This window comes from Pseudoalteromonas sp. SWN29, assembly GCF_015864465.1.
Taxonomy (GTDB): Bacteria; Pseudomonadota; Gammaproteobacteria; order Enterobacterales; family Alteromonadaceae; genus Pseudoalteromonas.
In genome coordinates this window covers 1-14,697 of record NZ_JADYXE010000011.1, presented here as the reverse complement: position 1 = coordinate 14,697, position 14,697 = coordinate 1, and the positions used below count along the sequence as shown (strand labels likewise).

Annotated in this window: 14 protein-coding genes; 6 read left to right on the top strand and 8 right to left on the bottom strand. The window is 38.9% G+C overall.

Features of this window, described 5'->3' with window-relative positions:
• Positions 1-7: 7 nt before the first annotated feature.
• Both I6F53_RS05950 and I6F53_RS05945 read right to left on the bottom strand, forming a co-directional pair.
• Positions 8-1,669 carry a YHYH protein gene (locus tag I6F53_RS05950; RefSeq protein WP_197238887.1) on the bottom strand — a complete coding sequence of 554 codons (1,662 nt, stop codon included), beginning with the start codon at positions 1,667-1,669 and terminating at the stop codon, positions 8-10.
• Positions 1,670-1,701: 32 nt separating this feature from the next.
• Positions 1,702-2,310, bottom strand: a complete 609-nt coding sequence (locus I6F53_RS05945; protein WP_165741098.1) for a flavin reductase family protein — start codon at positions 2,308-2,310, stop codon at positions 1,702-1,704.
• Positions 2,311-2,430: 120 nt separating this feature from the next.
• Between I6F53_RS05945 and I6F53_RS05940 the strand changes: the two genes are divergently transcribed.
• From I6F53_RS05940 to I6F53_RS05930, 3 genes are all read left to right on the top strand, one after another.
• Complete coding sequence (locus I6F53_RS05940) at positions 2,431-3,954, top strand: cryptochrome/deoxyribodipyrimidine photo-lyase family protein (protein ID WP_197238886.1); 1,524 nt, start codon at positions 2,431-2,433, stop codon at positions 3,952-3,954.
• 2 nt (positions 3,955-3,956) lie between these two features.
• Positions 3,957-4,091 carry a DUF2256 domain-containing protein gene (locus I6F53_RS05935; RefSeq protein ID WP_076916399.1) on the top strand — a complete coding sequence of 45 codons (135 nt, stop codon included), beginning with the start codon at positions 3,957-3,959 and terminating at the stop codon, positions 4,089-4,091.
• 130 nt (positions 4,092-4,221) lie between these two features.
• Complete coding sequence (locus I6F53_RS05930; protein WP_166419952.1) at positions 4,222-4,659, top strand: OsmC family protein; 438 nt, start codon at positions 4,222-4,224, stop codon at positions 4,657-4,659.
• 70 nt (positions 4,660-4,729) lie between these two features.
• Here the strand turns inward: I6F53_RS05930 and I6F53_RS05925 are convergent, their stop codons facing one another.
• On the bottom strand, positions 4,730-4,915 hold the full coding sequence (locus I6F53_RS05925; RefSeq protein ID WP_166419951.1) for a 2TM domain-containing protein: 186 nt from the start codon (positions 4,913-4,915) through the stop codon (positions 4,730-4,732).
• A 219-nt stretch (positions 4,916-5,134) separates the two neighbouring features.
• Here I6F53_RS05925 and I6F53_RS05920 point away from each other — a divergent pair, with 219 nt between their 5' ends.
• Positions 5,135-5,911, top strand: coding sequence for an EAL domain-containing protein (locus I6F53_RS05920; RefSeq protein WP_166419950.1), 777 nt, complete (start codon positions 5,135-5,137; stop codon positions 5,909-5,911).
• Positions 5,912-5,958: 47 nt separating this feature from the next.
• On the opposite strand, the gene I6F53_RS05915 is transcribed toward I6F53_RS05920, so the two are convergent.
• Positions 5,959-7,446 (bottom strand): dipeptidase, encoded by a 1,488-nt coding sequence (locus I6F53_RS05915; RefSeq protein WP_166419949.1) that lies wholly within the window; start codon positions 7,444-7,446, stop codon positions 5,959-5,961.
• A gap of 138 nt (positions 7,447-7,584) precedes the next feature.
• On the opposite strand from I6F53_RS05915, the gene I6F53_RS05910 reads away from it, so the two are divergent.
• The gene (locus I6F53_RS05910; protein ID WP_197178405.1) at positions 7,585-7,776 is read left to right on the top strand and encodes a DUF2986 domain-containing protein; all 192 of its coding nucleotides are present in this window, start codon (positions 7,585-7,587) and stop codon (positions 7,774-7,776) included.
• Positions 7,777-7,778: 2 nt separating this feature from the next.
• Here the strand turns inward: I6F53_RS05910 and I6F53_RS05905 are convergent, their stop codons facing one another.
• The 3 genes from I6F53_RS05905 to I6F53_RS05895 form a co-directional block, all read right to left on the bottom strand.
• Positions 7,779-8,741: a TDT family transporter gene (locus I6F53_RS05905; RefSeq protein WP_166419948.1), complete on the bottom strand. Its 963-nt coding sequence runs from the start codon at positions 8,739-8,741 to the stop codon at positions 7,779-7,781.
• 189 nt (positions 8,742-8,930) lie between these two features.
• On the bottom strand, positions 8,931-11,096 hold the full coding sequence (locus I6F53_RS05900) for a TonB-dependent receptor (RefSeq protein ID WP_197238884.1): 2,166 nt from the start codon (positions 11,094-11,096) through the stop codon (positions 8,931-8,933).
• A 158-nt stretch (positions 11,097-11,254) separates the two neighbouring features.
• Complete coding sequence (locus tag I6F53_RS05895) at positions 11,255-12,553, bottom strand: methyl-accepting chemotaxis protein (protein WP_197238883.1); 1,299 nt, start codon at positions 12,551-12,553, stop codon at positions 11,255-11,257.
• 373 nt (positions 12,554-12,926) lie between these two features.
• Between I6F53_RS05895 and I6F53_RS05890 the strand changes: the two genes are divergently transcribed.
• The gene (locus tag I6F53_RS05890) at positions 12,927-14,132 is read left to right on the top strand and encodes an MFS transporter (protein ID WP_197178413.1); all 1,206 of its coding nucleotides are present in this window, start codon (positions 12,927-12,929) and stop codon (positions 14,130-14,132) included.
• A 56-nt stretch (positions 14,133-14,188) separates the two neighbouring features.
• Here I6F53_RS05890 and I6F53_RS05885 read toward each other — a convergent pair.
• Positions 14,189-14,697: transposase (locus I6F53_RS05885; protein ID WP_197238882.1), on the bottom strand; the 509-nt coding region annotated here is incomplete at its 5' end.

Below are 14,697 nucleotides of genomic sequence, written 5' to 3'. Positions count from 1 at the left end.
TTACTCCTTACATTCCCGGTGGTGGACCCATTGTTTCGCCCGTATCACAGCGACCAATTGAATTATCGGCTAATTGACCTTTAAAACGAGGCCCTATTTGATAAGGAAAAGAAGGCTGTAATTTACCATCACTGTCTAACGTTAGTGTTATATGGTAGTGATAACCCTTGCCATCGTTAGTATCGTGGCCGTTATGCTCATCTAATTGAGCACCGGTTACTGTTTTTTGTGCGTAGTAGAAATCTTCAAAGTAATAACCATCGTCGGCATTTAATGTATTACCAGAGAGCGTCGTTACTTCTGCGCCAATAGCAGGACCTGCATCACTTGTTTGTGTGCCTTGGCTAACATCGTATTGATCGACTAAAGTACAGCTTCGCTCACCTTCAGTACCACAACCACCTTCACTTTCTGACGCGCCATAATCACGCATTTCCCAGCCGCTTAATGCAAGTTGACCGTTACTTTCATAAGGACCATAAAGCGGATAGCCATCAGCTGCAAACCCATAAATAGGTGAATGCGCATCGCCATCATCTTCAAGTAAATCAGCTAAGCAACTAGTATAAAAATGGTGATGATATTCACCGTTAGCAGCATGTCCGCCACACACATCTACATCGTATTGCTCAGCAATGGGCGCTAATGTATACCAAATATTATTACCGTAACTCATGCCATCGCCCCAGTTAAATATACTGGTGCCATTAACCATTAAGCCCACTGTACCTAAACCTGTTTCACAGGTTTCAGTGTCCGATAAGTCGGTAGGTGTTATGGGAAAATACGCCTCAACAGTTTGTTCTGTCGGGCAGCCTGGTCCTGGAGGCCAATAGCCTGCGCCGCCTGTGTCATCACAGTTTTCAGTGCTGCTGTTATAGCCAATATCTTCACCAAACGAAATGGTTTGCCCTACTGCTGCTGAGGTTACACCGTTATAAAAATCGGTAGCTGCACGCGGGCGGTTATTTAACGCGTCTACTTGGTCTTGTGTAAGCGTTACGTCATATTTAGGAATGTCAGTTGTTTGCACATACATGTATTCAACGTCAGCATCTTCCTCAGAAACAGTAACAACCTCAACTGATTGAACATCTTCAACCACTGCGCCATTGTTTTGTATATAAGTGGAGGTTGTATCGTTGTTAATTAACCAGCTGGTAAGTTTTGCACTATTATCAACTGCACCAGTATCTGAGTCTGATGAAGCAATAACATTAACTATAACGGTATCTACAACGACATCGTTTGTGCCGTCATCTGCACTGATTTCAAATACAAGTGCTTCATCGGTTAAAACTTCAGGTGCAACAAACTCAGTAGACGTTGCAGTACTTGAAGATAAGCTAACGGTAGTGCCTGATGTTTGTGACCAGCTAACGGATACTTCGCCATCATCTTCAACTGTTGAAATTAAATAAACGGTATCGCCCGCATTAACAGTTTGGTCAATACCGGCGTCAACCGTTGAAGCACTATTACTGACTGCCTCGCCGTCTGTTGTAGTACTTGTAGAATCGCTGTTACATGCGCTTAAAGCGATACAAAGCGCACTTAACGCAAATAACTTAGTTACATTAGAGGCTTTTGTTTTAAAAAGTGTTTTCAATGCTTGAACCTTTACTTTAACGTTTAATAAAACAAAGTTAACAAGTAAAAGTGCAAACATTGTGCACAAACTAAGGAAGAATAAACATAAAACTAGATTTGTGGTCGTTTAAGTATAAATTTGTCTTTAGTGGTTGCATAGTAATCTCCACCCATTCTACCTACCGCATCTAAAAGTGTTGGGTCAATATAACCGTCAACAAACACTTCATCGTCAACACAAATACCCACTATGTCTAACAACATCATTTGTCCGCCGCCAGGCTCGCTTGAAATAGTAATAACTTCACGTAGCTTACACTCATAGCGTACTTTTGAATCAGCAACACTCGGCACTGCGACCATTTGGCTATCAATTTTAGTTATATTTGCAGCATCAAACTCACTAACATCACTAGGATAATTAGCACAGCTTTGATTCATTTTTTCAACCTGCTCATGACTCACAATGTTAATCACACATTCTTTAGTCGCTAATAAGTTAATTAATGTATCTTTGCTTAGTTTATCGCGTGGATTTACTTGCGTCACACTCAATACTGGTGGGTTACAACTCGCTACTGTAAAAAATGAGTAAGGAGCAATATTAGCCACACCGTCGCTACTTAATGTACTTATCCATGCGATAGGCCGAGGGCTGATCCCGCCAACTAAATACGAATAAACATTAAGCTCTTTATTTACAGTTAAATCTAAAAACATACTTTTCCTTTTAATACATTAAAACTAAATCTTAATTCAAGTTAGTTACGTATAGGTTTGGCTGACTCAGTTAAATAACAAGCTAATTTTTATCTCTATTTAAAGCAATAAACAAATTATATGAAAATAAACATCGTGTGGTTTAAACGTGATTTGCGTCTTAGCGATCATCAACCATTAAAAAATGCATTCAGTAATGGCTTACCTACCCTATTACTTTATAACTTTGAGCCATTATTGCTCGAAGATGCACACTACAATGAGCGGCACTGGCGCTTTGTGTATCAATCAATAGTTGAGTTAAATAATCAGCTAGCGCGTTTTAACGCCTGTGTTTATATCTTTAATTTAAATATGAACGATTTACTTGAATCGTTAAAGGCACAGTTTGAAATAGTTAGTATTTTTAGCCATCAAGAAATAGGCTTAAACAACACCTTTGAGCGCGATAAAGCAATAAAAGCATGGTGCCAGCATAACCATATTAATTGGCAAGAGTCGCAAACAGGCGCGGTTATTCGCGGCAAAAAAAATCGTAATAATTGGAACGAACGCTGGCAGCAAACAATGCAAGCACCTATTGCAGTTCCTAATTGGAAGAGTATAAAAACAATTACCCTCAATAACTACCAAACACCTGAGCTACCAAGCGCTTACATGCAAGATCACGACAGCTTTCAACAAGGTGGCCCGCTGCATGCGCGAACTGTAATGCAGAGCTTTTTTGCCGAGCGCGGTAAAGGTTATCAAAAAGGAATATCGAGCCCAAGTTTAAGCCAAACACATTGCTCCCGACTTTCGCCGTACTTAGCGTGGGGGAATATTAGCCTTAGGCAAGTGTATCAAATGGCCATTGATGAATATCATTCAAAACACCCTGATAAAAGAGGCTGGAAACGCCCACTAGCAGCGTTTGTATCGCGCTTGCATTGGCACTGCCATTTTATGCAAAAGTTTGAGAGCGAGTGCTCTATGGAATTTTTAGCCCTTAATCCAGGCTACCATGTATTTCCGTATCGCGATGATGAACATGTGAAAAACGATATTGAACGCTGGGCACAGGGTCAAACAGGTATTCCCATTATTGACGCTTGCATGCGCTGCTTAAAAGCCACCGGTTACATAAACTTTAGAATGCGCGCCATGCTTGTAAGCTTTGTAACGCATCATTTAAATATAAGCTGGCAGCAAGCAAGCTTTCCTCTCGCTAATTACTTTTTAGATTTTGAGCCTGGCATTCACTACCCGCAAATTCAAATGCAAGCCTCGGTAACAGGCATAAACACCATTAGGCACTACAACCCAATTAAACAATCAGAAGATCAAGACCCAACAGGTTCATTTATTAAAAAGTGGTGCCCCGAGCTTGAAAAACTCCCTATTGAATATTTACATCAGCCTTGGGAGCAAACTCCAATGGAAGCACTCTTTAACGACTTTAAGTTAGGGGAGGATTATCCCGAACCCATGCTTGATTTAACAGCGGCCTCAAAAGAAGCACGCGAGCGCTTATGGCAATACCGTGAGCGAGCCGATGTTAAACGCGCCATAGGGAGGATTCTTAAAAAGCACGTTGGGGGTACTCAAAAAGTTACTCGAACAAAAAGTAAAACGGATACTAAAAGTAACAGTAAGGCTGAGTAAGCATGGCGCACAAAAAACTAAACTTACCTCAAAAAATATGCCCTATTTGTAATAAACCTTTTACGTGGCGTAAAAAATGGCAGCGCGACTGGGATAACGTTATTTTCTGTTCAGAGCGCTGCAGGCGTAATAAATAAGAGTAACAATTAACTGGCGTCTATTTTGCAACATCATCAGTAATTAGTGCTTTTAAGGCTTTATATAAGTTTATTTTGTAAATAACGCTTAGCTAACCTGAAAAGCTTACACTCAAGCAAGGAGAAGATGATGACTATTAAAAAAACGGCTAGTTCAACATGGTCTGGCGATATTAAAACAGGCAAAGGTAGCATATCAACTCAAAGTGGCGCGCTTAACAAACAACCTTATGGTTTTAATACCCGCTTTGAAGATGAAGCAGGCTCAAACCCTGAAGAATTAGTAGGTGCAGCGCACAGTGCATGTTTTAGTATGGCGCTTTCGCTTGCATTAGGTGATGCAGGCTTTACCGCAGATAAAATTGATACTAAAGCCACTGTAAACCTTGATGAAGTAGATGACGGTTTTTCAGTAACGCATATTGCTCTTGAGGTAAAAGCGCGTATTGATGATATTCAAAACGAGCAGTTTCAAGCCTTATGTGAGCAAACCAAAAAGAGCTGCCCTATTTCCAAGCTCTTAAATACCGAAATATCACTAGATGCGACACTTCAATCAGCATTTTAAATATTTAGACTTAACTGTTTAGACAGTTCCTTACTAAAAAAGCCAAGTAAGTAATTACTTGGCTTGCTTATTATAAAGAAGTATTTTTAGGTTTATTCCTACTCAAAGTACTCACTACAAGCCCTATTCCCATCCCAATTGCTGGCCATACTACCCATATATAACTAGGCGAAGTTAGTAAATTTATAACGCTTAGCAAAGTTAAAATAAGTAGATATGTTTTAATTTTTTTGCCTAATGTAATTGTGCTGCTCATTTTTATTCTCCAAATAATGTATGCCACTATTATTGTTTTAATAAGCATCGTGCACAGCTGCTAAATGTCATTAAATGGCATGACATTAGTCATTACTCCCTACCTAAAAATATAGTTATTTATCATGCTTCAATGCATAAAACCCAATACTTTAATCTGTTTGTGTTAGGCTCTAATCTCAACTAACCTTAAACAAATAAACATTAAAGGATGAGCTAAATGAGCGAAAAATCAAAAGATTTCGAAAAAGTGACATGTAACAACTGTGCTGACGCTAACGATCTCGAATTTGATTTTTCTATGGCTTTTCAACCGATTATAAACTGTAAAACTAATCTTATTTATGGCTATGAGGCACTAGTTAGGGGTTTAACTGGCGAGTCTGCTTATTCAATTATTTCAAAAGTAAATGCAGACAACCGCTATGCGTTTGATCAGCTTTGTCGTATTAAAGCCATTCAATTAGCCGCAAAGCTGGGCATAACATCAATGCTAAGCATTAACTTTTTACCTAATGCTATTTATAAACCTGAGCGATGTATACGCACCACACTAGAAGCTGCAAAAAAGTATAACTTCCCAATTCAAAATATTATGTTTGAATTTACTGAAGTAGAAAAAATAGAAGACACCGCACACATAAAGCGCGTTGTTGATTACTATCAATCTCTTGGGTTTAAAACCGCGACTGACGACTTTGGCGCAGGTTATTCAGGATTAAATCTACTGGCTGACTTTCAAACCGATATTATTAAGCTTGATATGGCCCTCATACGCGATATAAACAACGATAAAAAGCGTCAATTAATAGTGACTCATTGCTTAAATATGTTTCGCGATTTAAACATAACCCCATTGGCTGAAGGGATTGAAACCGTAGAAGAGTATATATGGCTTAAAAACGCAGGTGTTGAGCTTATGCAGGGGTATTTATTTGCCAAACCAAGCTTTGAAAACTTGCCTGAGGTAAATTTTAAGGACATAGGTGCTGATTAGTACTCAACACCTATTATTAAACCTTATTGAATCTAAGTACGCTTAAGCTACATATTACCCAGCTCTATCATCATCGCTGTGTACATGCGCAAATTTAGCTCTAGTTGCTCAATGGTCATAAATTCATGCTCTGAGTGACCCGTGTAGCGTTTACCTGGCATTGAAGGACCAAACGACACTGCGTTATCAAACAGCTTTGCATTAGTGCCACCACCAATTGATACAAAGTCAGCTTTTTCGTCGCCCGTAAAATGCTTGAAAATATCAAGCAGCTTTTGCGCATGCGGTGCGCCATCAAGTAGCATCGGTGTGCCAATAATTGTTTCTATGTTAGCAAGCGTTACGTTATTAGCAGCCTGCCAATTAGCAAGTGCAACATCAATTTGCTTTTGTAGTACAGCTTCGTCTTTACCCATGGGGCGACGTGCATTTACAGCAAGTGTTAGTGCATTACCATCGCGCTCAATAACAGTTGGTGCCACTGTCATCGGGCCCATAAAGTCGTGCTTGTAAGCTATTTCGCCAAACTGTTTACCATGAATATCTAAACCAATTAACTGATTTACAAAGTCGATTAGCTCGCCGTCACTGTTATTTTCAAGCTCTACGCCTTTAAATAACTCAGCTAAATAGGCAATCGCATTTATACCCGACTCTGGCTCTGATGAATGCGCCGACATACCTTTAACGCTTATTGCTAAACCATTACTTTTTTCACTAAAGTTAAACTCAACTTTATTTAATGTTTTGGCTTTTGCTTTTAATGCATTAATAAGTGCAGCGTCTGCATTGTGAAGTACTAAGCTGGCGTCTTCTGGAATTTGGCTTCTAAACGCACCGCCAGTTACATCCTTTACATACACACCCGTTTGTGGTGATGTTGCTTTAAAGGTAGGAGCAATTAAGCTCCAGCCTTTCTCGGCAACCACTACAGGGTATGATGCATCAATCGTTACTGCATATTTTGGTTGTTCATACGTTTTCATAAATTGAGTAAGCGGGCCCCAATCAGACTCCTCAGCCAGATAAATCATTAACTCAATACGATTATTAAGCGTTATGCCTTTATCTTTAATTGCTTTCATGGCGTAAAGCGCGGTTGCTATTGCGCCTTTATCGTCCTCTGTACCACGACCAACTAATTTACCAGGCTCAGACGTATCAATAATAAACGGGCTTTGTTTCCATTTGCTAGCATTTGCAGGTTGCACATCGCCATGCGTTACTACCGTTACTTTTTCGCTTTGCTCGCCCATACCAATTAATACGGTGTACCCTAAATCTTGGTAGTCAAAACCAAGCTCTGCGGCTTTCATTTTTAACAGGGCTTTAAAGCCAATAAAATCTTGGTTTTGTGGCGTTTTTATATTCGCTTTATTAACCGTAGGAAAGGCAACTAAATTGGTAAGAGTGTGTATTTGAGCATTTTGGTAGGTATCTACTGCGTAATCGGCAACGCTATCAATATTTTTATTTAACTGCGCATGAGCACCAAACGCAAATAAAGCAATACTGGCTAAAGCTAACTTTTTCAAAACAATTCCCATTTAATTAATAACTAAGAGTGGGGAATTATAACGCTATGAGTTACTTACTTATAGCTCTTTACGCCAAACGCGCAGATTACTTAAGGTAAATATTTATATAGCAGCTTTTATGAGGATGACTGTATAATGCGCGACTTAAAATTAACAGGGCATTTAATTGTGAATCGTCGTAAAAAAATCGTCACTAAATTTCAAAAGAAAGATAAACGCACTAACGCTAAACTACACAAAAGCAACAAACCTGGTTATGTGTCAAAAGCTGAGCGCGAAAAGCTAGCTGAGCAAGAAGGTAATGAGCCACAGGTAATTCAAGAGTAACTTTACGTTACCTGTTGCTTTGATATTTTAAAATGGCAAAAGTACCGACCACTTATATAAACGACTACTGCTGTGGCAACTATAAGTTCGAACGTAGCTAAGTAATTAACCGCATCTATGTATGGTATTGCGAGGTCTATACTTTGCATCCAATCTGTCATTTTAAATAATGCTGTTGACCCAATAACCATTGGAAACGTAAAAGCAGCGTAGCTAGGCGTAAAAGGCCTGCGTAATAACTTTATAAATAACACATAAACAATCAGTGTTTTTATTATCGCTAATGTAAATAATACTCCCACTATAGTTAGTGATGGATTGGCCGCTATATGAAAATACCCCGCTAATGTTAAACTGGCAGGTGCGGCTAAAATGGCAAGTGTTGGCTGTATTTCGTAATCACTTTTTAATGCTATTAAAAAACGATAAAACATAATTGGCAGTATAGTACTGTACGCTGATATGCCAATAACCAACGCACTATAGGCTAACCACGCTAATGTAGGATTACCCGAAAAAGTAATGTCTGCAATAATAATACCCACCGGTGGCACAAACCAGCTGGGCGCCATATCTTCAAAGTTAAACTTTTTTGCTCGCTGATATAAAAAGCTCAACAAAAATGTAAAGTGCAGCACAAAAGCTAAAACCCACATAATGTCGCCAGCTAATGGGTCAAATTGCCCCACTGATTTTGAAATAACCAGGTTAGCCATTGCAAATGTCGGGATCACACTTCCTGCAACTGGGTGTGCTAAATCAGCTTTTAATAAATCGGGGTGCAGTAAAAATTTAGCAGCCAAAAGTAGAACTAATACGCCAGCTAATAGCGCTCCCAGATATTGTCCATAATTATTTAAATTAAAAACGTTTTCCCATGTCCACCCCATACTGGCAATACCCAAAGCTAAACCGGCCATAGCTGTTGGCGCACCCATGACTTTATTTTTAAATTGTTTAAACACTGTATTTCCTAACCATTGGGTGATGAACAAGTTATTGCTTTTTCTGCATTCTACTAAAACTAATGTTATAAAATTAATAAAACAGTGCCTAATAGAACGTGTTAAGCATACTAATATTTCATAAAAAAAAGCAAAAGCCATAACATGGTTATGGCTTTCGCTTTATTTGAAATTTGAATATGAGGTTATTTAAAACGCATAGCTAGCACTTATATTAAACGAGCGCCCCTGCCCTGCAAGCTGTTCAAACCCGTTGCTGCTATCTTGTTTAAGCGCTGCAATACTTACACCTCCAAGTGGGAGCTGGTAATATTCATCAAACACATTACTTATTTCAGCGTTTAGCGTTAATGCGTTCCATGTTGCTTTAGAGCTTAAATTTACCAAGCTATAACTGCCTGTCTGGTTTTCAAAACGATTATTGTCTACACGGCTTTTTGTATCTACCCACTGCCAAGACAATACATTTTCAAATCGACCTATTTGCTGGCTAATATCTAGCTGAGTTTGCAATGGCTTAATTTGGTAAAGCGGTTGGTTAGTATCGTCTCGCTTGCCTCTGGTATTAGTAACATTAGCGTGTAACTGCCAATTGCCTAAATTCTTAGATTCATAAATGTTGGCTGTTAAGTCTACCTTTGCACCATACAAAATCGCATCGACATTAGTAAACTGCAAAATGTTACGCGCTGTATTGTCCAAGTCATAACTATTGAAGCTTCTTACACTATCAGCATCAATATAATCGTTCACATCTGTATACCAAACATTGGTGCTTAACCGCCAACGATCATCTTTAGCCGATTTAATATACGTGGCACTTATAGTATGGGCTGTTTCAACATCTAAATCGGGGTTACCAATATAACCGTTACCATCGCCGTACCAGCCAATCATGGTAGTTGCCATAGTACTTACACCCCAACTGTATCGCTCATATAAATTAGGGGCGCGGTTTTTACGGGCAAGGCCAAATTGTAGCTCATCATAATTTGTTATTTGGTAGTTAATTAATAAATTAGCGTCAACTATGGTATCGGTTTTATCTCTGTCGCTGGCATTAAAATTCTCAGCAGCAATAGTGTTATCTGTAGACGTATCGCTCATAAACATACTTTCCATACTGGTCATGCTACTCATATCGTCCATATCCATCATGCTCATACCGTCGTTATAAGATTGAACCTCTCCTACTTGGGTATTAACACTTTCAATACGTACGCCTGCGTTTAACCACAGTTTTGTATTTATTTGGCTCTCGTATTCAGCAAATGCCGCTATGCGCTCTCGTTTGCCGTTATTTATATTTACGTAATCGTCTGGCCCCATCATGGTTGAGCCTTCGATACCTGGCCACCAATCATCAATGCTGTAATTAAAATATTCTTGGCCGAGTAAAATACTGCTGTTTTTATCAAGTGCAATACGCCACTTAAGTTGTGTACTTATATCTTGTGCATCGGTTTTCATTGGCATCATGCCTGTTTTTTCTTCACTGAAAAAACCCATTTCATGCTTTACACTGTGCCAGTTAACCTGCCCTTCAAATTCGCTGTTCTCAAAAGAGCGTTTGTATTGAGCAATCGCACCGTAGCTGGTGTTATCGGTCATATCCATATACTGATTTGCAAACCCCTGATACGGAATTTTTTGATGCGTTAGCTTTATAACTAATTGCTGTTTATCATCGCGCATAGCTGCGGTTAAACTGTGATTTTGTGCACGATACAACGTATCAAGCACTACATCGCCATTACCATCTTCATAACTATCTGCATCGTTAAACGAGCCTTGATAGTTAAAACTAAACGTATCACTTGCTAAACGAGCGCCCACGCCAAGTTTACGCCCGTTATCAACACTGCTGTATTTTGCCGAAACATAACCCGAGTGCCAGTCCAATTCACTGCTATCGCTGTACTGTGGTGAAATAGAGTTAACGCTTATTACACCGGCAATATTATCGCCGCCCGCGCTTACTGGCGACACGCCGGCAACTACTTTGTAAGACGTAATTTGATTAGCTGATATATACGACAGCGGCGGGTTCATATGATTAGCACATGCAGCAGTTACATCCGCGCCATCAATTAACACTTTTACTCTATCGCCCATCAAACCATTTAAAACAGGTAAGTTAGATACGCCGCCCGCCGCCGAAAAATCGACACCTAAATCACTTAATAGCGATTCTGACGAGCCAAGTGCTAAATGTTTATTTTGAGCATGTCCGTGAACTTCTATCACTTCTAAAGGTGTGTCGTCGGCAAATGCTAAAGGAGATAGCACGCTACTAATAAAAAATGCGACAGGGGTAAGTAAATATGTTTTTTGAGTTTTGCTTTTATAAACCATTGTTAATTTATGCCACTGTAATAATTGGCGTAATTATATAATGAGCACTAAAAGCAAAAGCGCGACATATTGTCGCACTTTATCAATTTATAATGTTGCTAGGTGTGTTTAAGCACTTTAATTGGCAGCTTAAAGCGTAAAAATGATTAAAACAGTCGTTAAGTATTTAACTTAGCTACTGTTTGAGAAACAATATCTGCTCCGCGTTCAATCTCTTTAATGACCTCTGACACGTTAGCAATAAGCTCTCGCCCTTGCTCTGAAGAATCTGAAACAGATGTTATTTGCCTGGATATATCGTTAGTAAGCTCTTGGTTATTTTTAACAACACTTGCTATTTCATTAGTAGATCGACTAGTGCTGGCTGCGAGCTGCCTTACTTCATCAGCTACTACAGCAAAACCACGGCCGTACTCTCCAGCGCGTGCAGCTTCTATTGCAGCATTAAGTGCCAGTAAATTAGTTTGATCAGCAATACTGCTGATTGTAGAAACAATGAAACCTATTACAGCTGATTGTTCATTAAGGTTTTTAATTAAATCTACCGATTTAAGTACTTGGCTTACAATGGCATCGGAGTTTGCAACAGAGCTTTGTAGTATTTCAGAGCCTTTTTTAGCTGTTTGCGCAGTAGCTACCGCCGATTCATACGCTATTGCTGCAGCCTCTGTTACTGCACTGTTATTATTAATTCGATCGGTAATATTTGATGCAAACTTAATTATTTTAATTACATTACCTTTGCTATCTAATATTGGATTGTAAGTAGCCTCAAGCCAAATTTCTGAACCATCGGCGGCAATACGTTTAAATTTTCCTGACTTAAACTGCCCCTGCGCTAATTCACTCCAAAAGTACGGATTTTTCTCATAAAACACTTTAGTACAAAACATTTTATGATGCTTGCCAACAATATCTTTTAAGCTATACCCGATTGTTGTTAAAAAGTTTTGGTTTGCGCTTAAAATATTTCCTTCAGGAGTAAACTCTATCGTAGCTAATGCTTTATCAAGTGCACTAGCGATAGCTTCTTGCGCCTTTCGTTGTATGTAAGTTGCGGTAATATCAGAGGCTATTTTAATAACTTTAGTAACTACACCGTGCTCTTCTACCGGGAAATAAGTTGCTTCAAGCCAGAGTTTATCGCCATTTGCTTTATATCTTAGAAACGATCCTGCTTTAGAGTCACCTGCCTTTAATTCTTGCCAAAACTTGCCGTATTCGTTTGAGCTTGCATACTCACTTTCGCAAAACATACGATGATGCTTACCAATTATTTGCTCTTTGCTGTAACCAATAGTTTTTAAAAACAATTGATTTGCGTCTAATATTATTCCTTCAGGTGTAAATTCTATATAAGCAACATGCTTATTAATTGCAGATAAAACAGACTGCTTTTGAATTAATTGAAGCTCCATTTCTTCAATTTTTGCGTTTCTTTTAGAAATACCAAACATATAAAAACCTTAAGGAGTAAATTAGCACTAGGGTTGTTGACCTAAAATTAGCAAATTAAAGTGATACCAATATGTAATTATACTGTAAATATAAGCTTTAAATAGCCTTTCGGTTAATATTTAATACCTTGTAGATATTTGCTTTACAAATAGTTTTTTATTTTATAAATGCTAAGTAGTATTTTATTCTAATTAACATTTTAAAAACCTAACAAAACCACTAATTTATGCATGACTCTGTACTTTTTTTAACTTAAAATAACGCCCTCACAGATTACCCTCTCACACCAAAATTTAAGCATACACATGATATTTCCTATTCAGGATTTATTGTGCAATTTCATTTTTAAAATTAAACCTTAAGGGATCATCTATGACATCAGATGTAGCGTCGGCATCTAGTCAACTTAACAGAACCGCTATTTTACTCGTATTAGCGCTTGGCACATTTATTTTAGGATTATCTGAATTTTCGATGATGCCTATGCTGCCACTAATTAGCGAAACATTTGGCTCAACGCCATCACAAAGTGGCTATGCAATTAGTGCTTACGCCATTGGTGTTGTAGTGGGTGCGCCTATTTTAATGCTTACTACTGCCAATATGAGGAAGCGAAAAGCATTGCTCATATTTATAAGCTTAATGTTTGTCTCAAACGGGTTAAGTGCGATGGCAACGTCGCTTGAGCAGCTGGTAATATTTAGATTTTTAAGTGGCTTACCACACGGTGCTTATTTTGGTGCGGCTATATTGTTAGCGTCGGATATTGCTCCAGAAGGTAAGCGTGCTAGCTTTATGTCAAAGGTGTTTATGGGCTTAACGGTGGCCACCATTGTTGGCGTACCAGTTGTAACACTTGTTGGTCAAAACCTGAGCTGGCGATACTGTTTAGCTGGTGCTGCAGTACTGGCTTTTATTGCTTTTATTTTTGTTTATAAAGTAGTTCCAAATATTGATAATGCTAAACCATCTAACTTATTAAGTGAGTTTGGCGTACTTAAAAACAAACTGGTTTGGTCTATTTTGGGCATTGTAATTATTGGCTTTGGCGGCGTATTTTGTATTTATACCTACATTGCCGATACCATATTAGTAGTAACAAAAACAGCGCCTTATACTATTTCTATTGCTATGGTGATGTTTGGTATTGGTTGTACACTCGGTAACTATGTACTGGGTAAAGCTGCCGATAAATCTGCAATTAAAACCACTGGCCTTGCGCTTGTATGCACCATTGTATTTGCTTTTGCTTATGTAACAGCAAGCCATAATATTTGGATGCTTTATGCTGTTATCTTTTTTATTGGCTGTAGTGTGGGTTTGGCAACGCTTATTCAAACGCTATTAATGGATGTTGCTCCAGAAGGTCACGCTATGATTGGTGCATTAGTACAGTGCGCATTTAACACCGCAAATGCTATAGGCCCGTGGGTCGGCGGAATTGCAATAGCGCAAGGTGCGGCACCTAATCAAACAGGTTACGTAGCAGCTGCATTATTTTTAGGTGGTTTGGGTATGTGGCTACTAAGTTACTTACAACTAAACAAACAGCAACCAACAGCGCAAACCGCTGGTTAATCTATACTTTAAATAGTAAATACAAAAAGAGCCGCTAACTAGCTAACACCATTCAGTTAAGCATGTTTTGACTTAATGGTGTACCGAGTTTTTGAAATTCGAACGGTCCTACTTTTGGGCCGTTTTCTTTTTTCTGGAAGAATATAACGTTTCACTCGTTCTCGCATTGCCCTTAATTTCTTTGGAATTGAACCTGGCGAAGCGATGGCACACCAGAGTATTTCATCCTGTATATCCCGCAAAGCCATGACAAAACTAATTCTCAGCGGGGAGACTTTAGCCTCTTTGGCTATTCGACTTATCTCTACTCGAATTAAATTGTAGGCTAGCAATATACCCCATAGCTCTTGATTGACTCCATCCACAGTCTGACTACGCAAAAGAATACTATCCTCAAGCATCCTGTGTTTTATTTCTCCATAGCTATTTTCAATTTCCCAGCGTTCGAAATAGACATCAAGAATGGCCTGTGCATCAAAAGCCTGTTTATCATCCAAAGAGCACAGCAGACCTTTTATTTTTCCAGGCCCCATTGGCTCAGGATAAAGAACCAGTCTGGCCTGCC

What these genes read in the sequence shown, in the direction of transcription:
- I6F53_RS05950 (WP_197238887.1), bottom strand. Translation starts at nt 1,669, where the DNA reads ATGTTTGCACTTTTACTTGTTAACTTTGTTTTATTAAACGTTAAAGTA.
- I6F53_RS05945 (WP_165741098.1), bottom strand. Translation starts at nt 2,310, where the DNA reads ATGTTTTTAGATTTAACTGTAAATAAAGAGCTTAATGTTTATTCGTAT.
- I6F53_RS05940 (WP_197238886.1), top strand. Translation starts at nt 2,431, where the DNA reads ATGAAAATAAACATCGTGTGGTTTAAACGTGATTTGCGTCTTAGCGAT.
- I6F53_RS05935 (WP_076916399.1), top strand. Translation starts at nt 3,957, where the DNA reads ATGGCGCACAAAAAACTAAACTTACCTCAAAAAATATGCCCTATTTGT.
- I6F53_RS05930 (WP_166419952.1), top strand. Translation starts at nt 4,222, where the DNA reads ATGACTATTAAAAAAACGGCTAGTTCAACATGGTCTGGCGATATTAAA.
- I6F53_RS05925 (WP_166419951.1), bottom strand. Translation starts at nt 4,915, where the DNA reads ATGAGCAGCACAATTACATTAGGCAAAAAAATTAAAACATATCTACTT.
- I6F53_RS05920 (WP_166419950.1), top strand. Translation starts at nt 5,135, where the DNA reads ATGAGCGAAAAATCAAAAGATTTCGAAAAAGTGACATGTAACAACTGT.
- I6F53_RS05910 (WP_197178405.1), top strand. Translation starts at nt 7,585, where the DNA reads ATGCGCGACTTAAAATTAACAGGGCATTTAATTGTGAATCGTCGTAAA.
- I6F53_RS05900 (WP_197238884.1), bottom strand. Translation starts at nt 11,096, where the DNA reads ATGGTTTATAAAAGCAAAACTCAAAAAACATATTTACTTACCCCTGTC.
- I6F53_RS05895 (WP_197238883.1), bottom strand. Translation starts at nt 12,553, where the DNA reads ATGTTTGGTATTTCTAAAAGAAACGCAAAAATTGAAGAAATGGAGCTT.
- I6F53_RS05890 (WP_197178413.1), top strand. Translation starts at nt 12,927, where the DNA reads ATGACATCAGATGTAGCGTCGGCATCTAGTCAACTTAACAGAACCGCT.